This is a genomic window from Goodfellowiella coeruleoviolacea (assembly GCF_024171785.1).
In the GTDB taxonomy this organism is placed as follows: domain Bacteria; phylum Actinomycetota; class Actinomycetes; order Mycobacteriales; family Pseudonocardiaceae; genus Goodfellowiella; species Goodfellowiella coeruleoviolacea.
In genome coordinates, this window is record NZ_JAMTCK010000009.1 from 34805 (window position 1) to 61138 (window position 26334).

The window sequence follows — 26334 nt, forward strand, 5'->3', positions numbered from 1 at the left end:
GTAACGTCCGGAACGGGTGTGGCGGACCGGTGAGTCTACCCGTTCGCGATATTTGTTTCCCACTGACTTGCTGGGGTCACATTGGCGCGCACGCAAAACGACGATGCCGAGAAGAACACCGGAACCGTGCTGCCGTTGTCGGCCGCGCAGACGGGGATCTGGTACGCGCAGCAACTCGCGGGGGCGAGCCCCGCCTACCGCGTCGCCCAGTACCTGGACCTCGTGGGCGGGCTGGACGTGGCCGCGTTCGAGCGGTCCGTGCGGCGGGTGCTGGCCGAGACCGACGCTCTGCGGGTCCGCGTCGAGGACACCGCCGACGGGCCGCGCCAGACCGTGCTGCCGGTCGATGCGGTCGCGCCCGCGACGCTGCCGGTCGTGGACGTGTCGGGTGCGCCAGACCCGGAGGCCGCGGCGCTCCAGTGGGTGCGGTCCACGCCGGGCACGACCGTCGACGCGGTGCGGGGCCCGTTGTTCGGCTACGCACTGGTCCGGGTGGCACCCGGCCGGCACTTCTTCTGGTACCGCGCGCATCACGTGGCGATCGACGGGTACAGCGGCATGCTGTTCGTCCGCAGGCTCGCCGCGGTGTACACGTCGATCGTCGACGGAACACCGGACGGCGACGGCTTCGGTGCGCTGGCGTCGGCGCTCGACGAGGAGGCCGCCTATCGTGCGTCCGGTGCCCGTGACGCGGACCGTCGCGTGTGGACGGAGCTGCTGGCGGGCCGGCCCCGGCCCCGCGCGCTGCCCGGCCACGTGGCAGGCGCGGGCACGCTGGGCGGGGCGGTCCAGCGCCACACGTTCACGCTGTCACCCGAGGACGCCACCACGCTCGCCGGTCTCGCCTTCCGGCTGCGCACCACCGCGTCGGTGGTGATGACCGCGGCCGTCGCGGCGTTCACGGCCAAGCTCACCGGCACCGACGAGACCGTGGTCGGGGTGCCGGTGGCGGGCCGGTGGTCGGCGGAGGCACGGCGCACCCCCGGCATGTTCACCAACGTGCTGCCGGTCCGGTTGCCCACCGGTGCCGCGAGCCGCGGCGAGGACGTCATCCGGGCGGCCACCGCCGCCACGCGCACCGCGCTGCGCCACCAGCGCTACCGGATCGAGGACCTCCGCGCCGACCTGGGCGACGGCGAACCGCTCTACCTGGCGCAGGCCAACGCACTGCCCGCCGACCAGGCGGTCACCTTCGGCCAGGTGACCGCCACCGTGCACCACCTGTCCAACGGCCCGGTCGACGATCTGGTCGTCACGACCTACGGCCAGCCGACCCAGGACGGTCTCCGCATCGACGTCGACCTGAACGCCGCGCGTTACCCGCGGGTGGCGCTCGGCCCGGCGTTCGCCCGCTTCCTGCGCGGCCTGCTCGCCAACCCGGCTCAGCCGCTCGGCGCACTCGAACTGACCGACCCCGACGAGCGCGCACGGCTGACCGGGGCGTGGGCGGGCGAGGAGCCAGTGCCCGACGGCGTGCCGCCGCACGTCGCGGTGGAGCGCTGGTCACGCGTCAGGGGCGACGAGGTCGCCGTGGTCGCGGGCCGCGAGCAGCTGACCTACGGGGAGCTGAACACCCGCGCGAACCGGCTCGCCCGCCTGCTGCTGCGGGCCGGGGTGTGGCCGGAACACCGCGTCGTGCTCGCGCTGCCGCCGTCGGCGTCGTTCGCCGTGGCCGCGCTCGCGGTGCTGAAGGCGGGCGCGGCGTACGTGCCCGCCGACGTCGAGTGGCCGGACGAGCGCGTGCGCCGGGTCGTCGCGGACTGCGGTGCCCGGTTCGTCGTGGCGGACGGCGAGGCCGAGGAGGCGGTCGACCTCGGGGTCCGCGCGTGCTCCGTGCGCGACCCGCGGATCCGTGCGCTGCCGGCCGACGACGTCAGCGACGACGAACGCGGCGGCCCGATCGGCGCGGACCGCGCCGCCTACGTCATCTTCACCTCCGGTTCGACCGGACGGCCCAAGGGCGTGGTGGTGCCGCACGGCGCGGTGGCGGCACTGCCCGCCGCGACCCGCGACCTGTTCGGCCTCGGCGTCGACGACGTGTGGTCGCTGTGCCACTCGGTGGGGTTCGACTTCTCCGTGTGGGAGCTGTGGGGTGCGCTGAGCACGGGCGCCCGCGTGGTGTTCGTGCCGCGCGACGTCACCCGCTCCGCACCCGACCTGCTGCGGATGCTCGCCGCCGAGCAGGTCACGGTGCTCAGCCAGACCCCGTCCGCGTTCGCCCAGCTGGCCCGCGCCGACGCGGACGCGCCCGCGGACCTTGCCGTGCGGCTCGTCGTGTTCGGCGGCGAGGCACTGGACCGGCCGGCGCTCGACGACTGGTTCGCCCGGCACCCGGACGGCCCGGCGCTGGTGAACATGTACGGGATCACCGAGACGACCGTGCACGTGACACACCGACGGCTCGCCGCGACCGACCCGTCGGCCGCGGTCGGCAGGCCGCTGGCGGGGTGGCGCACCTACGTCCTCGACGCCGGGCTGCGGCCGGTGCCGCCCGGGGTGACCGGGGAGCTGTACGTCGCGGGCGCCGGTGTCGCCCTCGGGTACGCCGGCCGTCCCGACCTCACCGCCGACCGGTTCGTGGCCTGCCCGTTCGGGCCGCCGGGAACGCGCATGTACCGCACGGGTGACGCCGCGCGGTGGACGGCGGACGGTGAGCTGGAGTACGCGGGGCGGACCGACGACCAGGTGAAGCTGCGCGGCCACCGGATCGAGCCCGCGGAGGTCCGTGCCGCGGTGACCGCGTGCGCCGGTGTCGCGGCGGCGGCGGTGGTGGTGCGCGAGGACGTGCCGGGTGACCAGCGCCTCGTGGCCTACGTGGTCGCCGACGAGTCCTTCGACGCCGCCGGCGCGCGGGCGGAGCTGCGGGCCGTGCTGCCCGAGTACATGGTGCCGGCGGCGTTCGTCCCGCTGGCCGCGCTCCCGTTGACCGCCAACGGGAAGCTGGACCGCGGCGCGCTTCCCCGTCCGGAGTGGACAGCCACGGCAGCGGGGCAGCCGCGCACCCCGACCGAGGAAGTCCTGTGTGGACTGTTCAGTGACGTGCTCGGCGTGCCGTCGGTCGGCGTGCACGACGACTTCTTCGCGCTGGGCGGGCATTCACTGCTCGCGACCCGCGTGGTGAACCGGGCACGGGCGGCGCTGGGCGCCGACCTGTCCATCCGGGCGCTGTTCGACCACCCCACGGTGGCCGGGCTCGCCGCCGCCGTCGCCGAGGGCACCCGCGCGCACGAACCGCTCGCGGCGGGCGAGCGACCCGGCCGGGTGCCGTTGTCGTTCGGCCAGGAGCGGTTGCGGTTCCTCGACCTGATGGACGGCACCGACGCCACCTACAACCTGCCGCTGGTCCTGCGGCTGCGCGGCGACCTCGACCGCGCCGCGCTCACCGCCGCGCTGGCCGACGTGACCGCCCGCCACGAGGCGCTGCGCACCGTCTACCCGGAGGACGACCACGGCACCCACCAGGTGGTGCTGCCGCCGACCACGCCGGAGGTCACCGTCGTCCCCAGCAGCGAGGACGAGCTGGCCGACCGGGTCCTCACCGCCATCGGGCACCGCTTCTCGCTCGCGGCCGAGCCACCGCTGCGGGTCTGGCTGTTCGCACTGGCGCCGCAGGACCACGTGCTGCTGGTGCTCGTGCACCACATCGCGGCGGACGGCTGGTCGATGCCACCGCTGCGCCGCGATCTCGCGACCGCGTACGCCGCCAGAGTCGCGGGCACGCCCCCGGACTGGCGGCCGCTGCCCGTGCAGTACCCCGACTTCGCGCTCTGGCAGCGGCGTGTCCTCGGCACCGAGGACGACCCCGCGAGCCGCATCAGCGCGCAGCTCGCCGTCTGGCGCTCCACACTGGACGGACTGGTGGACGAACTGCCGCTGCCACTGGACCGGCCGCGGCCGGTGGCGCGGTCCGGCCGCGGCGGGACCGTGCCGTTCAGCGTCGACGCCGACCTGCACCACGCGGTGACCGCGCTCGCCCGCGGCGCCGGTGCCACCGGGTTCATGGTCGTCCACGCGGCACTGGCCGTGCTGCTCGCGAAGGTCTCCGCCAGCACCGACATCGCGCTCGGCGCGTCCGCCGCCGGCCGTCCCGACCTGGCGCTGGAGGACCTCGTCGGGTTCTTCGTCAACACGCTGGTGCTGCGCACGGACCTGTCGGGCGACCCGGACGTCGCCGAGGTGCTGCGCCGGGTGCGGGCGAGCACGCTGACCGCGTTCGCCAACCAGGACCTGCCGTTCGACCGGCTCGTCGAGGCGCTGAACCCGGAGCGGGTGGCGGGCAGGCACCCGCTGTTCCAGGTGATGCTGACGTTCGACAACAACCACCAGGACCACGCGGACTTCCCCGGGCTGGCGGTGCGGCCGTTGACCGGCGGCACCGGCGTCGCAAAGTTCGACCTGCGCTTCGACGTGACCGAGCGGTTCGGGCCGGACGGCGCTCCGTCGGGCATCGACTGCTTCGCCGAGTACGCGACGGACGTGTTCGACCACGCCACCGTCGAGCGGCTGACCAGGTGGTTCGTGCGCGTTCTGGCGGCGATGACCGCCGAACCGGCCGCTCGCGTCGCCGACGTCGACGTGCTCGACGCGGCCGAGCGGGACCGGATCCTCGTGCGGTGGAACGACACCGGCGACCCGCGCGAGCACGCCGGCGCGGCGTTGCCCCGGCTGGTGGAGCGGGCCGCCGCCACCGGGCCGGACGCGGTCGCCCTGGTCGACGGCACGACCACGGTGACCTACCGCGAACTCGACGAACGTGCGAACCGGCTCGCGCACTGGCTGCTGGCGCGCGGCGCGGGAGCCGAGCGGTTCGTCGCGGTGCTGCTGCCGCGGTCGGCCGACGCCGTTGTGGCGATGCTCGCCGTGCTGAAGACCGGCGCCGCGTACGTGCCGGTCGACCCCGCCTACCCCGCCGAACGGATCGACTTCCTGCTCGCGGACTCCGCCGCGGCGCTCGTGCTGCGGGAACCGGTCGACACCGGCGACTGCCCGGGACACAGCCCGGGGATCGCGGTCAACCCCCGCTCGGCGGCCTACATGATCTACACGTCCGGCTCGACCGGGCGGCCGAAGGGCGTCGTGGTCGAGCACGGGGCCGTCGGCGCGTACGTCGCGCGGGCCGCCAGGGCCTACGACGGGGTCGCGGACCTCGCGCGGGTGCCGACGTCGCTCGCGTTCGACCTGACCGTCACCGGGCTCTGGGCGCCGCTGGCCGCGGGCGGCACGGTCCGGCTGGCCGGGCTCGAAGACGACGTTCCCGCGCCCGCGTTCATGAAGGCCACCCCCAGCCACCTGCCGCTGCTGGTCGAGCGGGCGCCGACCAGGACGCTGGTGCTCGGTGGCGAGGCACTGCACGGTGCCGCGCTCGCCCCGGTCCGCGCCGCGCACCCCGACCTCACCGTGGTGAACGCCTACGGTCCCACCGAGGCCACGGTGAACTGCACCGAGTTCCGGCTCGCGCCGGGCGACCCGACCCCGGCAGGCGCGGTGCCGATCGGCAGGCCGTTCGCGCACAGCAGGGTGTACGTGCTCGACGCCCGGCTGCGGCCGGTGCCACCCGGTGTGGCTGGCGAGCTGTACGTGGCGGGTGACGTGCTCGCCCGCGGGTACTGGCAGCGGCCGGGACTGACGGCGGAACGGTTCGTCGCGTGCCCGTTCGGGGGACGCATGTACCGCACCGGCGACCTCGTGCGCTGGGTCGGCGACGGGCTGCTGGAGTACCTGGGCCGGGTCGACGACCAGGTGAAGGTGCGTGGTTTCCGCGTCGAGCCCGGGGAGGTCCAGGCCGCGCTGACCGGCCACCCCGCCGTGGCGGCGGCAGCCGTGGTGGTGCGCGAGAACCGGCTCGTGGCGTACGCGGTGCCCGTCGGGGACGGTGTCGACGGGGTGCTCGACGACCTGGCCCGCACGCTGCCCGAGCACCTGCTTCCGTCGGCGATCGTGCCCCTCGACGCGCTGCCGCTCACCGCGCACGGCAAGCTCGACCGCGCCGCGCTGCCCGAGCCCGAGGTCGCGCCGACGGTCTCCCGCGCGCCCGCCACCGACGCCGAACGCGTGCTGTGCGAGCTGTTCGCCACCGTCCTGGACCGCGACGCCGTGGGCGTTGACGACGACTTCTTCGCCCTGGGCGGCGACAGCATCGTCGCGATCCACCTGGTGGGCCGCGCCCGGCGGGCCGGGGTGCCGATCGACCCGAGGGACGTGTTCCTGCACAAGACCCCGGCCGCGCTGGCGGCCGCGACAGCCGTCGCCGCCGCCGGACCCGTGCTGACCGGTGACCCCGTCGGCGAGGTGCCGCTGACGCCGATCATGCGCTGGCTCGCCGACAGCGCGCCCGTGCTCGACCGCGTCGGCCAGTCGGTGCTGCTCGTGGTTCCACCACGCGACGACGTGGACGGCCTGGTCCCCGCGGTGCAGGCGCTCGTCGACCACCACGACGTCCTGCGTGCCCGCCTGTCCGGGACGTCGCTCGCCGTGCCACCTCGGGGCTCGGTGCGGGCCGAGGACCTGGTGCGCCGGGTGGAGGTGGCCCCGACCGCGGACCTGCCCGCGTTGATCACGCGGCACGCGGAGCGCGCGTGGGCCGAGCTGGCGCCGGCGGACGGCCGCGTGGTCAGGGTCGTGTGGTTCGACCGCGGCCCGCGCGAGCCGGGCAGGCTGCTGGTCGTCGCCCACCACCTCGTCGTCGACGGCGTCTCGTGGCGGATCCTCCTGCCCGACCTCGCGGCCCGCTGGCACGACCCGGGGCACGTGCTCAACCCCGTCGGCACCCCGTTCCGGGTGTGGGCCACGGCGTTGGCCACCTCGGCCGCCGAACCCGCCAGGACCGCGCAGCTGCCGTACTGGCGCGGCGTGCTCGCCACCCGGGAGGCGCCGCTGGGACAGGGCGAGGGCAGCGCGGCGCGGACGACGGTCGAGCTGGCGCCGGACCTGGCCGAACCACTGCTCACCAGCGTCCCGGCCGCGCTCGGGGTGCAGGCCCGCGACGTGCTGCTCACGGCACTCGCGATCGCCGTCGCCGACGTGCGCCGCACCGGCGACACCGTGCTGCTCGAACTGGAGGGCCACGGCCGCGCCGACCTCGTGCCGGGTGCGGACCTGACCCGCACGGTCGGCTGGTTCACGAGCCTGTTCCCGGTCCGGCTCGACCTGGGGGCCCGCGAGGGAGGCGAGGCCGCGCTCGTGCGGTCCGTCGCCGGGCAGCTGGCCGAGGTGCCGGAGAACGGCGCCGGGTACGGCCTGCTGCGCCACCTCAACCCGGTCACGGCACCGGTGCTGGCCGCCATGCCACCGCCGCAGGTGCGGTTCAACTACCTCGGCAGGCTGGACGCGGGAACCGTCGACGGCTGGTCGGCCGCGCCGGAGGAGGAGGTCGTGCGGGCGGTCGGCAACGACGACCACCCGGTGCCCAGGGGCGTGTCGGTGGACGTCGCCGCGGTGCGGCGCGCCGACGGCGAGCACCTGCGTGCCGACCTCACCTGGCGGACCGGTGCGCTCACCGCCGACGCGGTCGACCGGCTCGCCGCGCGATGGCGGCGCGCGCTCACCGCCATCGCCGACCAGGCCGTCGCCGTGCGACCCGGCGAAGCACCGCTCGTGCACCTGAGCCAGGACGAACTCGACGAACTCGAAGCCGACTGGGGATCACGGACATGAAGCAATCACGTATCGAGGACGTTCTGCCGTTGTCCCCGCTGCAGGAGGGGATGCTGTTCCACGCCGAGGCGGACACCGGCGAGGCCTACACGGCCCAGCTGGTGTTCAGCCTGCGCGGAAAGGTCCACAGTGGACGGTTCCGGGTGGCGCTGGCCGCGCTGCTGCGCCGCTACCCCAACCTGCGGGCCGGTTTCCGTCGGCGCCGCAACGGTGGCACGGTCCAGATCGTGCCCGTCGACGTGGATGTCGAACTGGCGGAGGTCGACCTGTCCGGCAGGCCCGGCGAGGTGGACGACTGGCTGCGCGCCGACCGCGAGCGCGGGTTCGACGTGGCCCGGCCGCCGTTGATCCGGTTCGCGCTGCTCGACCTCGGCGCGGGCGAGCACCGGTTCGTCATCACCAACCACCACGTGATCGTGGACGGCTGGTCGCGACCCGTCTTCCTGCGGGAGCTGTTCGCGCTGTACCTCGGCGGCGCCGACGCGCTGCCGCCCGCCCCGCGCTACCGGGACTACCTGGAGTGGTTGACGACCCGTGACCACCAGGCCGGGCTCGCCGCGTGGCGGGCCGCTCTCGACGGCGTCCACGAGGGTGCCGTCCTCGGTGATCCGCGGGGTGAGCCGGCCGGTCAGGCGGAGTGCGCGGTCGTGCTCGACGAGGACGCCTCCTCGGCACTCGCCGCGCTCGCCCGCGACACCGGGGTGACCGTGAACTCGGTCGTGCAGGCCGTGTGGGCGCTGGTGCTGGGCCGGCTGCTCCGGCGGTCCGAGGTGGTGTTCGGCGGCACGGTGTCCGGGCGTCCGCCCGAGCTGCCCGGCGTCGAGTCGATGGTGGGCATGTTCATCAACACCGTGCCCGTCCGCGTGTCCGGTGTGGACGGTGTGGAGCCGTTCGACCGGTTCGTCGCGCGGTTGCAGGCCGAGCAGGCCGAACTGCTCGCGCACCAGCACGTGGGCCTGGCCGAGATCCAGCGCGCAAGCGGCGTCGACCCGCTGTTCGACACGGTGCTGGTGTTCGAGAACTACCCGCTCGACGTGCGGGAGCTGACCCGGGGGACGGCCGAGGCTGGGGTGGAGCTGACCGGGTTCGCGGGCCACGGTTCCAACCACTACCCGCTGAGCCTGGTGGTCGTGCCGGGGGAGCGGACGACGTTCCGGTGGGACTACCGGCTGGAGTCCTTCGCCTCGGGGTTCGTCGACGGTGTCGCGGAGCGGTTCGCCCGCGTGCTGCGCCAGGTGATCGCCGACCCGGCGACGCCGGTCGGCACGATCGACGTGCTGTCCGACGCCGAACGGACGGTGGTCCTGCACGAGTGGAACGACACCGCGGCCGACCTGGCGCCGGTGGGGCTGGCGGACCTGGTGACGCGGTGGACTCAGGCGACACCGGACGCGGCCGCGGTCGTGTGCGGTGACCGCACGCTGACCTACCGCGACCTCGCTGACGAGTCTGGTCGGCTGGCCCGCGCGCTGCAGGACCACGGTGTCGGGCCGGGGTCGTTCGTCGGGGTCGCGATGCCGCGGTCACCGGAACTGGTCGTCGCGGTGCTCGCGGTGGCCAGGACCGGCGCCGCGTACGTGCCGCTGGACCTGGCGCAACCGGAACGCCGCCTGGGGCACCTGCTGGCCGACGCCCGCCCCGAGGTGATCGTGACGACGGCCGGTGGACGCGCGAACCTGCCCGCGACCGACGCCGTCGTCCTCACCGACTGGTCCACATCGGACACCCCGAGGCCGTGCACGCCGTCACCGGACGACGCGGCCTACGTGATCTTCACCTCCGGGTCCACCGGCACGCCCAAGGGGGTCGTGGTCGCCAACGCCGGGTTGGCGAGCATGGTCGAGGCGCAACGGCGGGCATGCGGGCTCGGCCGGGACAGCCGCGTGTTCCTGTTCGCCTCACCGGGTTTCGACGCGTCCGTGTCCGAGCTGTGCATGGCGCTCGCCAACGGCGGCACACTCGTCGTGTCCGACGGGCAGCCACCGACCGGCGCCGAACTCGTGGCGTTGCTGACCGCGCACCGCGTCACCCACGTGACCCTGCCGCCGGCCGTCCTGGCCACGATCCCCGACGGGCTGACACTGCCCGAGGGCGTCACGCTGGTGACGGCGGGCGAGGCGTGCCCACCGCCGGTCGCCGCCCGCTGGGCCGTCGGCCGCCGCATGATCAACGCCTACGGTCCGACCGAGGCGACCGTGTGCGCGACCATGAGCGCCCCCCTCGACGGCGGTGGCGTCCCGCCGATCGGCCGTCCTGTCCTCAACACCCGGGCCTACGTGCTCGACCCGCACCTGCGCCCGGTGCCGCCCGAGGTGCCCGGCGAGCTGTACCTCGCGGGTCCCGGCCTGGCGCGGGGCTACCTCAACCGGGCCGGGCTGACGGCGGCGTCGTTCGTCGCCTGCCCGTTCGGTGCGCCCGGCGAACGGATGTACCGCACCGGTGACGAGGTCCGGCTGGGCACCGACGGTGTGCTCGAGTTCGTCGGCCGCGTCGACGACCAGGTCAAGCTGCGTGGGTTCCGCATCGAGCCGGGTGAGATCGCGGCGGTGCTGGGTGCTCACCCGGCCGTGGCGACCGCTGCCGTGGCGCTGCGTGCCAACGAACGCGAGCCGCGGCTGGTGGCGTACGTCGTCCCGGCCGGCGAGGGGGCGCCGGACCCCGGTGAGCTGCGTGCGCACGCGACGGCCGCGCTGCCCCCGTACATGGTGCCCTCGGCGTTCGTCGTGCTGCCGGAGCTGCCGCTCACCCCGAACGGCAAGCTCGACCGGAAGGCGCTGCCGGACGACGACAACCCGGCCGACACCCGGTTCCGCGCCCCGCGCACCCCGCAGGAACAGGTGCTCTGCGAGCTGTTCGCCGACGTCCTCGGTGTCGGGGCGGTCGGCGTCGACGACTCGTTCTTCGAGCTGGGCGGGCATTCGCTGCTCGCCACCCGGGTCGTCACCAGGATCCGCGCGGTGCTGGGCGTGGAGCTGTCGGTGCGTGCGGTGTTCGAGCACCCGACGATCGCCGGTCTGGCGCGGGTCGTCGGCACGGCGGGCAGCACCCGACCCCCGCTCACGCCCCGTCCACGCCCCGCGGTGGTGCCGCTGTCGTTCGCGCAGCAGCGCCTGTGGTTCCTCAACCAGCTCGCGCCCGCCGACACCGCGTACCACATGCCGCTCGTGCTGCGGCTGCGCGGACACCTCGACGAGGCCGCGCTCCGCGCCGCCCACCACGACGTGGTCACCCGGCACGAGAGCCTGCGCACGGTGTTCCCGGCCGAACACGGGGTGCCGCGCCAGCACGTCCTCCCCTCGGCCGCCGTGGACCTCACCGTCGGCGCCTGCGCCGAAGGGGACCTGGCGGAGGCGGTCCGGGCACACGTGCACCGGCCCTTCGACGTGACCACCGACGCGCCGCTGCGCACCGCGCTGCTGCGCCTGGGCGAGCAGGACCACGTGCTCGTGCTCGTCCTGCACCACATCGCGGGCGACGGCGCGTCCATCGGCCCGCTCACGCGCGACTTCTCCCGTGCCTACGCCGCACGGCGTGACGGCGTGCCACCGGACTGGGCACCGCTTCCGGTGCAGTACGCGGACTACGCGCTGTGGCAACGAGAACTGCTGGGCGACGAGTCCGACGTGGACAGTGTGGCGGCGGCGCAGCTGGCGCACTGGACGTCCACTTTGGACGGTGTGCCGGGCGCGCTGCGCCTGCCAGCCGACCGCCAGCGCACGGACGCGAACGCCCACGCCGGCGACCGCGTGCGGTTCCACGTCGACCCCGATCTGCACGCGGACCTGACGCGGCTGGCCCGCGACCACGACGCGTCGCTGTTCATGGTCGTGCAGGCCGCGCTCGCCGCGTTGCTGACCCGGCTCGGCGCGGGCACGGACATCCCGCTCGGCTCGCCCATCGCCGGCCGTCTCGACCCGGCACTCGACGACCTCGTCGGGTTCTTCGTCAACACCGTGGTCCTGCGCACCGACACCGGCGGCGACCCGGCGTTCCGCGACCTGCTCGCCCGCGTCCGGGAGACCGCGCTGGCCGCGTACGGCAACGCCGACCTGCCGTTCGAGCGGCTCGTCGAGGTGCTCAACCCGGACCGCGCCGCGGGCGGGCAGCCGCTGTTCTGCGTGATGGTCACCGTCAACGACGAAGAACAGCCGCCGGTCGTGTTGCCCGGTCTGCGGGTCACCGACGAGACCGGCGCCGCCACGACCGCCAAGTTCGACCTCACCCTCGGCGTCGGCGCGGTCCAGTCGGGCGGGCTCGACTGCTACCTGGAGTACCGCACGGCGTTGTTCGACCGCGAGACGGTCGACGCGCTGGCCGCGCGGTTCGTGCGTGTGCTCGCCGCGGTCGCCGCCCAGCCCGCCACCCGCGTCGGGGACCTGCCGGTGCTCGACGACACCGAACGCGCACTCCTGTCGGGTGCGTGGGCGGGCCACACCGTCGACCCCGCGCGGGAAACCGTGCTGGACCTGGTGCGCCGGCAGGTGGACCGCGCGCCGGACGCGGTCGCCGTGCGCGCCGGTGACGTCTCGCTGACCTACCGCGAGCTGGACGAGCGCGCCAACCGGCTCGCCAGGCAGCTCCTCGCGCGCGGCGCGGCACCGGAGCGCCTGGTCGTCCTGGCCCTGCCCCGCACCGAGGCGTTCGCCGTCGCCGCGCTCGCCGTGCTGCGGACCGGTGCGGCGTACGTGCCCGTCGATCCCGCGTGGCCCGGTGCACGCCTCGGCGTGGTGCTGGCCGACTCCGGCGCCGCCCTCGCCGTGTCCACATCGGACCTCGCGGTGCGGCTGCCAACGGCCGTGCCCGTCGTGCTGGTCGACGAGATCGACACCACGGCACCGCCGGGCACGCCGCTCAGCGACGACGAACGGGGCGGCCCGGTCACCGCGCGGCACGCCGCCTACGTGGTCTTCACGTCGGGCTCGACCGGCCGGCCGAAGGGTGTCGTGGTGCCGCACGGCAACCTGGTGCGCCTGCTCGACGCCACCCGCACCGAGCTGGACCTGCGGCCGGACGACGTGTGGTCGCTGTGCCACTCGACCGCCTTCGACTTCTCGGTGTGGGAGCTGTGGGGTGCGCTGTGCACCGGCGGCCGCGTGGTCGTCGTCCCGGCGGACGTGACGCGCTCGCCGGTCGAGTTGTGGTCGCTGCTGGTCCGGGAACGGGTGACCGTGCTGAGCCAGACGCCGTCGGCGTTCACGCAGCTCGCCGCGGCGGATGCGGCGGAGCCGGGCCGCTCGGCCGCATCCGCGCTGCGGCTCGTGGTGTTCGGCGGCGAGGCACTCGACCCGTCCTCGCTGGTGGACTGGCGCGACCGGCACCCGGCCGCGCCGGAACTGGTCAACATGTACGGCATCACCGAGACCACCGTCCACGTCACCCTGCGGCGGCTGGACGAGGTCGCCGGCGAGCACCGCAGCCTCGTCGGCCGCCCGCTCGCCGGGTGGCGCGGGTACGTCCTCGACGACCGCCTGCGGCCCGTGCCGCCGGGTGTGGCGGGCGAGCTGTACGTCGCCGGGGCCGGGGTGGCCCGGGGGTACGCGGGCAGGCCGGGGCTGACGGCGGAGCGGTTCGTCGCGGACCCGTTCACGGGCGGGCGGATGTACCGCACCGGCGACGTCGTCCGCTGGACCCGGGACGGCGAGTGGGAGTACGTCGGCCGCGCCGACGACCAGGTGCAGCTGCGTGGCTTCCGGATCGAACCGGGCGAGGTCCGCGCCGCGCTGCTCGACGTCGATCACGTCACCGCCGCCGAGGTGGTGCTGCGCACCGACCGGGCGGACGACCCGCGGCTGGTCGCGTACGTGGTCGCGGCGCGGCCCGTCGAAGCGGCCGCGCTGCGGGCGGAGCTGGGCCGCCTGGTGCCCCCGCACATGGTGCCGTCGGCGTTCGTGGTGCTCGACGAGCTGCCACTGACCGTCAACGGCAAGGTCGACCGCGCCGCGCTGCCCGCACCCCGCCACACCGCGGCGCCCGGTCGCGCGCCGCGCTCGCCGCACGAGGAGATCCTGTGCGAGCTGTTCGCCGACGTCCTCGGGCTGCCCTCGGTCGGCGTGCACGACGACTTCTTCGCGCTGGGCGGGCATTCGCTGCTGGCCACCCGCCTGGTCAGCGGCGTCCGCGCCGCACTGGGCAGCGACCTGCCGATCCGCGCGGTCTTCGACACCCCGACACCCGCCGCGCTCGCCGCCGCGGTCGCGGCGGGGACCGGCACCGCCCGGCCCGCGCTGACCGCCCGGCCGAGGCCCGCCCGGCTGCCCATGTCGTACGCGCAGCGCGGGCTGTGGTTCCTGCACCGGCTGGACGGCCCGAACCCGACGTACAACATGCCGGTGGCGCTGCGGCTGTCCGGCGCCGTCGACGTGCCCGCGCTCAAGGCCGCGCTCGCCGACCTGGTGGCCAGGCACGAACCACTGCGGACGCTGCTCGCTGAGGACGAGCGGGGACCGCACCAGGTGGTGCTGGGCGCGCACCGGCCGGACCTGGCGCGCGTGCGCACCACCGAGGACGCGCTCGACGGCGTGCTGGCCGAGGCCGTGCACCACGGGTTCGACCTGGCGGCCGAGTGCCCGCTGCGCGCCACCCTGTTCTCGCTCGGCGACACCGAGCACGTCCTGCTGCTCGTGGTCCACCACGTCGCCGCCGACGGCTGGTCGATGCCGGTGCTCGCCCGCGACCTCACCACCGCGTACGCCGCGCGGGTGGTGGGGGAGCGCCCGGACCTCGCGCCGCTGCCCGTCGGATACGCCGACCACGCGCTGTGGCAGCACGAGGTCCTCGGCAGCGAGGACGACCCGGACAGCGCGATCAGCCGGCGTCTGGCGCACTGGAAGTCCACACTGGACGGTCTGCCGGATCGGTTGCCGCTCGGCGCGGACCGGCCGGGTACCGCACGCGACGGTGACGCGGTCGGGTTCACCGTGCCCGCCGAGCTGTACGACCGGATCCGTGCGGTGGCCCGCTCCGCGTCGGCCAGCGCGTTCATGGTCGTGCACGCCGCCGTCGCCGCCGTGCTGACCAGGGCGGGCGCGGGCACCGACATCCCGATCGGCGTCCCGGTGACCGGGCGGACCGACGACGCCGTGGCCGATCTGGTCGGCTACTTCGTGAGCAGCCTGGTGCTGCGCACCGACACCGGCGGTGACCCGTCGTTCACCGACCTGCTCGCCCGGGTCCGGGCCGTGGACCTCGACGCGTACGCGAACGCCGACGTCCCGTTCGAGCGGCTGGTGCAGGCGGTGAACCCGCGCAGACTGCCCGGTGTGCACCCGTTGTTCCAGGTGCGCCTGGTGTTCAACAACGTGGACCAGCACGCCGTGACCGGGGCCGACCTGCCGGGCGTGTCCGTGACCGCCGTGCCCGTCGGCCTGGCGGCGGCCAAGTTCGACCTGCTGTTCCGCTGCACCGAGGACGGCGGCGGGCTGCGGGGTTCGCTGGAGTACCGCACGGACCGGTTCACCCGCGCGGCGGCGGAACGGCTCGCCTGCTGGCTGGTCCGGCTGCTCGACGCGGTCACCGCCGCACCGCAGACCCGCATCGGCGCGGTCGACCTGATGACCGACGACGAACGCGGGCAGGTGCTCACCGCGTGGACCACCACGGCGCCCCGCGAGCACGCCACGTTGCCGGGGCTCGTCACCGCCCAGGCGGCGCGCACGCCCGACGCGCTCGCGGTGACGGACGGGGTGGAGTCGCTGACCTACGCCGAGCTGGACGCACGGGCGAACCGCCTCGCCCACCGGTTGATCGCGGACGGCGCGGGTCCCGAGCGGACGGTCGCCGTCGTGCTGCCGCGCTCGGCTGCGCTCGTGGTCGCGTTGCTCGCGGTCGCCAAGACCGGCGCCGCCTACCTGCCCGTGGATCCGGCGTACCCGGCCGAGCGGATCGCGTTCCTGCTCGCGGACGCCGATCCGGTGCTGGTGCTCGACCACGTCGAGGACCCGGCCGAGCTGCCGGGAACCGACCCCGGCGTGACACCGCGGCCCTGCTCCGCCGCGTACGTGATCTACACCTCCGGATCGACCGGCAGGCCGAAGGGCGTGGTGGTGCCGCACTCGTCCGTCGGCGCGTACCTGCTGCGCACCCGCGAGGCCTACCCCGGGATCGCGGGCACGGCGCTCGTGCACTCGTCGTTCTCGTTCGACCTCACGGTCACCGCGCTGTGGGCGCCGTTGACCGCGGGCGGGACGGTCCGCATCGCCCCGCTCGACGAGGCGGTCGACGGCGTCACGTTCATGAAGGTCACCCCGAGCCACCTGCCGCTGCTGAACGCGCTGCCCGCCGGGGCGTCACCGACCGGCACGCTCGTCGTCGGCGGCGAGGCACTGCACGCGGAGGCGTTGCGCGAGTGGCGGGACCGCCACCCGAACGTGCTGGTGGTCAACGCGTACGGCCCGACCGAGGCCACGGTCAACTGCGCGGACTTCCGCGTCGAACCGGGGTCGGTGCTTCCCGGCGGTCCGGTGCCGGTCGGCAGGCCGTTCGCCAACACCAGGGCGTACGTGCTGGACGAGCGGCTCCGCCCGGTGCCACCCGGTGTCACGGGCGAGCTGTACGTGGCGGGCGTCGCGCTCGCCAGGGGCTACTGGCGGCGGCCGGCGCTCACCGCGACCCGGTTCGTGGCCGCCCCGTTCGGTGACCCGGGTGAACGGATGTACCGCACCGGCGACCTCGCGACGTGGACCGACGACGGGCAGCTCCAGTACGCGGGCCGCGCCGACGACCAGGTCAAGCTGCGTGGTCACCGGATCGAGCCGGGGGAGATCACCTCGGTGCTGCTGCGGAGTCCCGGCGTGACCGATGCGGCCGTCGTCGTGCGTGCGGACGAGCCCGGCGACCAGCGCCTGGTGGCGTACGTGGTCGCCGACGGCGATGTCGGCGACCTGCCCGGTGTGCTCGCGGCGGCGCTGCCGGAGCACCTGGTGCCGTCGGCGATCGTCCCGCTGCCCGCGCTTCCGCTGACCCCACACGGAAAGCTCGACCGCGCCGCGCTGCCGGCGCCGACACCGCCGGCGCCCGCGCCCGCGACGAGGAGCGCCGCGGACCCGCGCGAGGAGATCCTGCGCGGCCTGTTCGCGGACCTGCTCGGCGTCCCGGAGGTCGGGCCAGACGACGACTTCTTCGCGCTGGGCGGGCATTCGCTGCTGGCGATCCGGCTCACCAGCCAGGTCCGGTCCACACTGGACGTCGACCTGCCGATCCGGGCGATCTTCGAGGAACCGACGCCCGCCGGCCTGCTCCGCGCGGTGGCGACCGCCACGGGCGGCGCCCGACCCGCGTTGACGCCCCGGGCGCGGCCGGAGGTCGTACCCCTCTCGTTCGGCCAGCGCGGGCTGTGGTTCCTCGCGCACCTGGAAGGATCGAGCGCGACCTACACCATGCCGGTGGTGCTGCGGCTGACCGGCCCGGTCGACGTGCCGGCCGCGCGAGCGGCGCTGGCCGACGTCGTCGCCAGGCACGAGCCGCTGCGCACCGTCTTCCCCGAGACCGGCGGCGATCCCCGCCAGGTCGTGCTCGACCCGGCGGACGCGGGTGTCGAGCTGCTGGTCCGCCAGGTCGGCGCGGCGGACCTGCCCCGGGTCGTCGACGACCTGGTGGGCGCCGGATTCGACCTGGCGACCGAGCCACCGCTGCGGGCGGCGCTGCTCACCACCGGCCCCGACGAGCACGTGCTGGTGCTGGTGTTCCACCACATCGGCGCCGACGGCTGGTCCATGGCGCCGCTCGGCCGAGACCTCTCCCACGCCTACCGCGCCCGCCTGGCCGGACACGCTCCACAGTGGACACCGCTGCCGGTGCGGTACGTGGACTACACGCTCTGGCAGCGGGCGGTGCTCGGCGCGGAGGACGACCCGGACAGCGCGTTCTCCGCACAGGTCGAGTATTGGCGGGACACGCTCGCCGGGCTGCCGGCCCGGCTGGAGCTGCCGACCGACCGGCCACGGCCCCCGGTCGCCAGCTCCGGGGGCGGCACGGTCCCGTTCCGGCTGGACGCCGACCTGCACCGGGCCCTCACCGGCCTGGCCCGCGAGCGGCGGGCGACGCTGTTCATGGTCGTGCAGGCCGGTCTCGCCGCGCTGCTCGGCAAGCTCGGCGCGGGCACCGACATCCCGCTCGGCTCACCCGTCGCCGGCCGCACCGACGGCGCGCTCGACGACCTGGTCGGGTTCTTCGTCAACACGGTCGTGCTGCGCACCGACCTGTCGGGGGACCCGACGTTCGCCGAGCTGGTCGACCGCGTCCGCGACACCGACCTCGCCGCGCACGCCAACGCCGACCTCCCGTTCGAGCACCTGGTCGAGGTGCTCAACCCGGAGCGGTCGGCCGCGCACCACCCGCTGTTCCAGGTGATGATCACGTTCCACAACAACCCGCAGGCCGCGGTGAGCCTGCCGGGTGTGGCCATCGCCAACGAGACGCGGTTCGGTGCCGTGGCGAAGTTCGACCTCACGCTGAGCCTCGCGGAGGACCACGACGGCGTGGAGTGCTTCTTCGAGTACCGCACCGACCTGTTCGACCACGCGACCGTGGTGGCGATCGCCGACCGGTACGTGCGGCTGCTGCGCGCGGTCGCCGACGCGCCGGCCGCACCGCTGCGCGCGGTGAGCGTGCTCGACGACGCCGAACGCGCACGGATCACCGTGGGCTACAACGACACCGAGGCCGATGTGCCAGCGGACACCCTGCCGTCGCTGTTCGCCGGGCAGGTCGCCGCGCGGCCCGCCGCGGTCGCGGTCGAATGCGGCGGCGACCGGCTCACCTACGCCGAACTCGACGAGCGCGCCACCCGGCTCGCGGCGGTGCTGCGACAGCGCGGCGTGGGGCCGGAGCGTGCCGTCGCGGTCGCCCTGCCGCGCTCGGCGGACTGGGTCGTCGCGCTCCTCGCCGTGACCAAGGCGGGCGGGGTGTACGTCCCGATCGACATCGACCTGCCCGCCGGGCGGCTGGCGTTCGTCCTCGACGCGGCCCAGCCCGCCGTGGTGGTGACCGACCGGGCAGCGCGGCTGCCCGCGCACGACATCCCGGTCGTGCACCCGGACCACACCACGCAGGCGCACGGTGACCTGCCCGGCCCGGCCCCCGCCAACGCGGCCTACCTCATCTTCACGTCGGGCTCGACCGGCACGCCGAAGGGGGTCGTCGTCACCCACGGCGGCCTCGCCAGCCTCGTGCACGCGCAGCGCGAACGCCTCGCCGTCGGACCGGACGCCCGGGTGCTGCAGTTCGCGTCGCCCGGCTTCGACGCGTCGGTGTGGGAGGTGTGCATGGCGTTGCTGACGGGCGCCACGCTCGTCGTGCCCGCCGAACCGGTCGCGCCGGGGGACCAACTGCTCGACCTGATCGCGGGGGCTCGCGTCACGCACGCGACCCTGCCGCCGGTCGCGCTCGCCGCGTCGGACGCGGGCAGGCCGCTGCCCACGCTCGCGACACTCGTGGTGGCGGGCGAGGCGTGCCCGCCGGCAGTGGTGGCGGACTGGTCGCCGGGCCGCCGGTTCGTCAACGCCTACGGACCCACCGAGACCACGGTGTGCGCGACCACGAGCGGCCCGCTGTCCGGCGACGGTGTGCCGCCCATCGGCGGTCCGATCACGAACACCAGGGTGTACGTGCTCGACCGCGAGCTGAACCCGGTGCCACCGGGTGTCCCCGGTGAGCTGTACGTCGCCGGAGCCGGCCTGGCCCGCGGTTACCTCGGCCGGCCGGACGCGACGGCGGAGCGGTTCGTCGCGGACCCGTTCACGCCCGGCCGGATGTACCGCACCGGTGACCTGGTCCGGTGGACCGCCGGCGGCACGCTCGTGTTCCTCGGCCGGACCGACGACCAGGTGAAGCTGCGCGGGTTCCGCGTCGAGCCCGGCGAGGTGAGCGCGGCGCTGACCCGGCACGACTCGGTGCGGCAGGCGGTCACCGTGGTCCGCGCGGACCGGCTGGTGTCCTACGTGGTCCCGGCCGGGGAGGCCGATCCCGGCGCGCTGTCGGACCACCTGGCGGGGATCCTGCCCGCGTACCTGGTGCCGTCGGCCGTGCTGGTGATCGAGCAGATCCCGTTGACCGCCAACGGGAAGCTCGACCGGAACGCGCTGCCCGCACCGGAACGCGCGAGCGGCGGCGCACCGAGGACCGCTGCCGAGACCGTGCTCTGCGACCTCGTGGCCGAGGTGCTTCGCCTGCCCGAGGTGGGTCCCGACGACGACTTCTTCGCGCTCGGTGGGGACAGCATCCTGTCCATCCAGCTGGTGAGCCGGGCCCGGGCGGCCGGCCTCGTGTTCGGCCCGCGCGACGTGTTCCGGCACAAGACGGTCGCGGGCATCGCGACCGTCTTGTCCACTGTGGACACCACCGTGGCCGGGGGAGCGGAGCCGGTCGGGGACCTGCCGCTGACGCCGGTCATGCGCTGGCTGCACGACCTGGACTCGCTCGGTCACGTCGGCCAGTCGATGCTGCTGCGCACGGACGGCGACCTGGCCGAGGCCCGCCTCGTCACCGTCGTGCAGCGACTGCTCGACCACCACGACGTGCTGCGGTCGCGGCTGCGTGGCGCGGGGCTGCGGATCGGCGCGCCCGGTGCGGTCGACGCGCGGCGCTGCGTGCGCCGCGTCGACGTGACCGGCATGGCCGACACGGCGCTCACCGACGTGATCGTCGCCGAGACCCGCAAGGCCTGGGCCGAACTGGACCCGGAGATGGGGGTGATGGTCCGGGTCGTGGCGTTCACCGCCGGTCCGGACCGGCCGGGCAGGCTGCTGATGGTCCTGCACCACCTCGTCGTCGACGGCGTCTCGTGGCGGATCCTCCTCGGTGACCTCGCCGAACTGTGGGCCGATCCGGAGGTCCGCCTCGCCCCGGTCGGCACGTCCTTCCGGCACTGGGCACGGGCGCTGGCCGAGTCGGACCGGCGCAGCGAGCTGCCGCACTGGCGGGACACGCTCGCCGAGACCGGGTTGTCCCTCGGCAGCCGGGCAGCCGACCCCGCACGAGACACGACCGCCGACTCCGGGTCGCTGTCGGTCACCGTGCCCGCCGCGCCGTCCGCTGCGCTGCTCGGCCCGGCCGCCGCGGCGTGGTCGGCGAGCACGCAGGACCTGCTGCTCGCCGCGCTCGCCTCGGCCGTCGCCCACCGGCACGACGGCACCGCGCTCGTCGTGGACGTCGAGGGCCACGGCCGGGAGGAGGACGCGGTGCCCGGCGCCGACGTGTCCCGCACGGTCGGCTGGTTCACCAGCGTCTTCCCGGTCCGGCTGGACCTCGCCGGCGCGGCGGCGGTGCTCGCCGGCGGCGACCCCGCGCCGGTGGTCACGGCCGTGCGGACGCGGACGAACTCGGTGCCAGGCAACGGGATCGGGTACGGCGTGCTGCGCCATCTCGACCCGGAGTCCGCCGCCGAGCTGGCCGACCTGCCCGCGCCGCCGGTCCGGTTCAACTACCTCGGCAGACTCGTCACGGGCGGCGCCGAACCGCCGGGCTGGTCCGCCGCACCGGAGAGCGACGCGCTGAAGCACGCCGGCACCCGGGTGATGTCCCACGCACTGGAACTCAACGTGGTGGCCCGCGACGACGAGCTGCGGGCGGACTGGACCTGGCCCGAGGGCGTGTTCACCACCGACGAGGTCCGCGCACTGGCCGAGTCGTGGGTCAGCGCGCTGTCCCGGCTCGCCGACACGGCCCCCGGCGCCCGGCCGGACCACCTGGTCACCCTCGGGGCGGGCGAACTCGACCGGCTGCGTGCCGGTCTGGGGGCGGCCCGATGACCGCGCCGGAGATCGAGGACGTCCTGCCGCTCTCCCCGCTGCAGCAGGGCATGCTGTTCCACACCCTCTACGACGCGGGCCCGGGCAACGACTACACCGTGCAGGTCGTGTTCGGCCTCCGCGGCACCGTCGACGCGGCACGGCTGGAGTCGGCGCTCATCGCGTTGCTGCGCAGGCACGCCGTGCTCCGCGCCTTCGTGTGGGCCCGCGACGACGGCGAGCACGTGCAGGTCGTCCCGGCGGGCACCGACCTCGAACTGGACGTGCGGTCGCTCGCCGCCGCCGAGGTGGACGACTGGCTGCGTGCCGACCGCGAACGCGGCTTCGACACCGCCCGGCCGCCGCTGATCCGCTTCGCGCTCCTGACCACCGGCGTCGGCGAACACCGGTTCGTGGTCACCAACCACCACCTCCTGCTGGACGGCTGGTCGATGCCGATCCTGATGCGGGAGCTGTTCGACCTGTACCTGGACCCGACCGCGCGGCTGCCACCCGTCGCGCCGTACCGGATGTTCCTCGAGTGGTTGTCCACACAGGACCGGGCGGCCGCGCTCGACGCCTGGCGGCGTGCGCTCGCCGACGCCGGAACCGGCTCGGTGCTGGCCACCACGCCCGCGACCGGCCCTCGTGGCGAGCAGGTCGTGGTGCTCGACGAGGACGAGACCGCCTCGGTCGTCGCCGTGGCGCGAGAACTGGGCGTCACCCTGAACTCCGTGGTTCAGGCGGTGTGGGGCGTGGTGCTCGGCAGGCTGCTCGGGCGCCCGGACGTGGTGTTCGGCGGCACCGTGTCCGGCAGGCCGCCCGAGCTGCCCGGTGTGGCGTCGATGGTCGGCCTGTTCATCAACACCGCGCCGGTCCGGGTGTCCGGTGTGGATGGAGCGGAACCGTTCGCGCGGCTCGTGTCCCGGCTGCAGGCCGAGCAGGCGGAGCTGTTACCGCACCAGCACGTCGGGCTCGCCGAGATCCAGCGCGCCTGCGGGGTGGACCGGCTCTTCGACACGGTCGTGATGTTCGAGAACTACCCGGTGGACACGGCAACCGCCAGTGCCTCGGACGGCGTCGTGATCACCGGCGTGTCCGGCGGCAACGCCCACCACTACCCGCTGTGCCTGGTCGTGCTGCCCGGCGAGCGGCTGACCTTCCGCTTCGACCACGGCGGCGGTTGTTTCCCCGCCGGGTTCGTCGAAGCCGTTGCGGCCCGGTTCACGCGGGTGCTGCGTGCGGTGGTCGCGTCGCCGTCGGTGCCGGTGCGGGACCTGGAGGTGCTGACCGACGCCGAACGCGAGCTGATCCGGGGGTGGAACGACACCCGGGACGATGTCGCACCGGACACCGTCGTCGACCTGGTCGACGCACGGGCGCTGGCACACCCGGACACCACCGCGGTCGTGTGCGGGACGGACGCGGTGACCAGGGCCCAGCTCGTCGCCCGTGCCGACCGGCTGGCCGGCGTGCTGGCCGCGCGCGGCATCGGGCGCGGTGCCGTGGTCGGGGTCGCCCTGCCTCGGTCGGTCGACCTGGTGGTCGCGTTGCTCGCGGTCATGAAGACCGGCGCCGCCTACGTCCCGCTCGACCCCGAGCACCCGGCCGAGCGGCTCCGGATGATCGTCGAGGACGCCGCGCCCGGCCTGGTGCTGGTTTCCGGCGTGGACACCGCGCTGCCTGGCGTGGTCGACCGGCTCGTGGTGACCGAGGACGGACCGGTCGCCGCCACCACCCCACCGACAGGCGCGGACGCCGCGTACGTGATCTTCACGTCCGGCTCGACGGGCCGGCCCAAAGGGGTGGAGGTGACCCACGCGAACCTCGCCAACCTGCTGCACGCGCTGCGCGGCCGGGTCGCGGCCGGTCCCGGCGAGACCCTGCTCGCGGTCACCACCGTCGCGTTCGACATCGCCGCGCTGGAGCTGTTCGCCCCGCTCGCCGACGGCGGCACCGTCGTCCTCGCCACGCGCGACGAGGTCCGTGATCCCGCGCTGCTGGCCGGGCTGCTGCGACGGCACCGGGTCACCGTGATGCAGGCCGGTCCGGCGCTGTGGCAGGCCCTGCTCGCCGAGGAGCCCGGCGCGCTGGCCGGCGTGCGCGTGCTGACCGGCGGTGAGGCGCTGCCACCACGCGTCGCCGCCGGGCTCGCCCGGCACGCCGCCGAGGTGACCAACGTCTACGGCCCGACCGAGACGACGATCTGGTCGACGGCGGGCCCCGTCCACGGGGGAGCGGTGACCATCGGCGGGCCCGTCGCGAACACCGAGTGCCTCGTGCTCGACGGCAGGCTGCGGCCCGTGCCGCCCGGTGTGCCCGGCGAGCTGTACCTCGCCGGGCACGGGGTCGCCCGCGGCTACCGGGGCCGGCCCGACCTCACCGCCGAACGGTTCGTCGCCTGTCCGGCCGGTGCGCGCATGTACCGCACCGGCGACGTCGTGCGCTGGACCCACGACGGCGACCTTGAGTTCGTCGGCCGCGCCGACCAGCAGGTGAAGGTCCGCGGGCACCGCATCGAACTCGGCGAGATCGACACCGTGCTCGGCACGCACCCGGACGTCGACGCCGCGGTGACCGTCGTGGACGCCGACCGGCTCGTCGGCTACGTCACGGGCACAGCGGACGCCGCAGCGCTGCGCCGCTTCGCCACCGAGCGGCTGCCGGAGTACATGGTGCCCGCGCGGATCGTGCCGCTGCCCGCCTTTCCCCTGACACCCAACGGAAAGATCGACCGGCGCGCGCTGCCCGCACCGGACGGCCCTGGCGCCGAGACCGGACGGCCGCCGCGCACCCCGAGGGAGGAACGGCTCTGCGCGCTGTTCGCGGAGGTGCTGGGCTACGACCGCGTCGGCGCGGACACGTCGTTCTTCGCGCTCGGCGGCCACTCCCTGCAGGCCATGCGCCTGGTGAGCCGCGTCCGCGCCGAGACCGGCGTGCGGCTGCCGGTGCGTGCGCTGTACGAGGCACCGTCGGTGGCGGAGTTCGCCGCCGTGCTCGACGGCGACCGGCACGTCGGCGCGGACGGCGTGCTGCGCGCACTCCGGCCCGGCACCGGCACCCCGTTGTTCTGCGTGCACCCGGCCGCGGGCCTGAGCTGGGTGTACACCGGCCTCGCCAGGCACGTCGGCACCCCCGTCCACGGCGTGGAGGCCCGCGGTGTCGACGACGTCTCGGCACCGCTGCCGGACAGCGTCGGCGCGATGGCCGACGACTACCTGGCGGAGATCGTGCGCGTCCAGCCGCACGGCCCGTACCGGCTGGCGGGGTGGTCGTTCGGCGGTGTCGTCGCCCAGGCGGTCGCGACCCGGCTGGCCGCCATCGGCGCGGAGGTCGCGCTGCTCGCGCTGCTGGACGCCTACCCGGCCGGTGCCCGGGTCGCGCCGGGTGAGGCCGACGAGGAGCACGTGCGACGCGTCGTCCAGGACTTCGCCGGCGCGGACCAGGCGAGCAGCGCGCTCGACCTCGCCGCGATCACCCGGGTCTACGCGAACAACGACCGCCTGCTGCGCACCCACGTGCCGGACGAGTACGAGGGCGACGTCCTCCTGGTGGTTGCGTCGGGCGGACCCGACGTCACCGACCGCTGGTCGCCCTACCTCACCGGCCAGGTGACCAGGCACGACCTGCCGTGCGGGCACGACGAGCTGCTGCGGCCCGGCTGGGCCGAGCGCGTCGCCCGCGTGCTCGACCGGCACCCGCGACGAGAGGGATGGCAGTGCACGACACGGTGACCACCGACCTGGACGCGCTCGACCTGACCGACCCGAGGACCTACCTCACGGTCGACGAGGACGTGATGTGGCGGCGACTGCGCACCGAGCGGCCCGTCCACTGGCACCGCCCGGTCGGCGACGGGCCGGGGTTCTGGGTGCTGTCCCGCCACCGCGACGTGATGGCCGTGTACAAGGACGACACGTCGTTCACCTCCGAGCGCGGCAACGTGCTCGCGACGCTGCTCAAGGGCGGTGACTCGGCGGCGGGCAAGATGCTCGCGGTCACCGACGGCCACCGGCACGCGGCCGTGCGCACGCTCATGCTCCGGTCGTTCGGGCCGCGGATGCTCGCGAGCGTGGTCGACGGGGTGCGTGCCAGGACCGACCGGCTGCTGGCCGAGATGGTCGAGCGGGAGCGGTTCGACTTCGCCACCGAGGTCGCCGAGCAGATCCCCATCGCCACGATCTGCGACCTGCTCGGCGTCCCGCTCGGCGACCGCCGTTACCTGCTCGGGCTCAACCAGCAGGCGCTGTCGTCCACCACCGGCGAGCACACCGAGCTGGACTCGCTGACCGCCCGCAACGACATCCTCATGTACTTCTCGGAGCTGGCGAGCCACCGCCGGGAGTCGCCGTCCGACGACGTGATCAGCGTCCTCGCCTCCGGCGTCGTCGACGGGGAACCCCTCTCGGACGCGGAGATCGTGCTCAACTGCTACAGCCTCATCCTCGGCGGCGACGAGACCAGCAGGCTGTCCATGATCGGCGCCGTCGCCGCGTTCCTCGACCACCCGGAGCAGTGGGACGCGCTGAAGTCCGGGCGCGTCACGCTGGAGAGCGCCGTCGAGGAGGTGCTGCGCTGGGTGACGCCCACCATGCACTTCGGCAGGCGCGCGGTCGCCGACGTGGTCGTCGACGGCGAGCTGATCGAGGCGGGTGACGTGGTGACCCTGTGGAACACCTCCGCCAACCGCGACGAGGAGGTGTTCGACCGGCCAGGCCAGTTCGACCTCGGCCGCACCCCGAACAAGCACCTCACCTTCGGTTACGGTCCGCACTTCTGCATCGGCGCCTTCCTCGGCCGCGCCGAACTGCACGCCGTGCTCGACACCCTGCGGCGGCGGGTCGCGGGCATCGAACGGGCGGGCGAGGCCAACCGACTGCACTCGAACTTCCTGCGCGGCTACGCCCGCTTCCCGGTGTCCTTCACAGCGGAACCGAGCCCAAACCCTGCGTAACCG

At 74.7% G+C, this 26334-nt stretch carries 4 protein-coding genes; all 4 read left to right on the forward strand.

Going from position 1 to position 26334, the window contains the following annotated elements:
- Positions 1–81: 81 nt before the first annotated feature.
- The 4 genes from LX83_RS19920 to LX83_RS19935 are packed head-to-tail and all read left to right on the forward strand — an operon-like array spanning position 82 to position 26331.
- Positions 82–7653: a non-ribosomal peptide synthetase gene (locus LX83_RS19920; protein ID WP_253773596.1), complete on the forward strand. Its 7572-nt coding sequence runs from the start codon at positions 82–84 to the stop codon at positions 7651–7653.
- A complete protein-coding gene (locus LX83_RS19925; protein ID WP_253773598.1) occupies positions 7650–21398 on the forward strand; it encodes a non-ribosomal peptide synthetase in 13749 nt (4582 codons plus the stop codon). Before LX83_RS19920 ends, LX83_RS19925 begins: the two co-directional genes overlap by 4 nt.
- Entirely contained in the window at positions 21395–25111 is a 3717-nt protein-coding gene (locus LX83_RS19930; protein ID WP_253773600.1) for an amino acid adenylation domain-containing protein, read from the forward strand. The genes LX83_RS19925 and LX83_RS19930 overlap by 4 nt, the downstream gene beginning before the upstream one ends.
- Positions 25090–26331 (forward strand): cytochrome P450, encoded by a 1242-nt coding sequence (locus LX83_RS19935; protein WP_253773602.1) that lies wholly within the window; start codon positions 25090–25092, stop codon positions 26329–26331. The genes LX83_RS19930 and LX83_RS19935 overlap by 22 nt, the downstream gene beginning before the upstream one ends.
- The last annotated feature ends 3 nt before the right edge of the window (positions 26332–26334 follow it).

Bases quoted from the DNA above. Each gene is read 5' to 3' on its own strand.
- LX83_RS19925 (WP_253773598.1), top strand. From the start codon at position 7,650: ATGAAGCAATCACGTATCGAGGACGTTCTGCCGTTGTCCCCGCTGCAG.
- LX83_RS19930 (WP_253773600.1), top strand. From the start codon at position 21,395: ATGACCGCGCCGGAGATCGAGGACGTCCTGCCGCTCTCCCCGCTGCAG.
- LX83_RS19935 (WP_253773602.1), top strand. From the start codon at position 25,090: ATGGCAGTGCACGACACGGTGACCACCGACCTGGACGCGCTCGACCTG.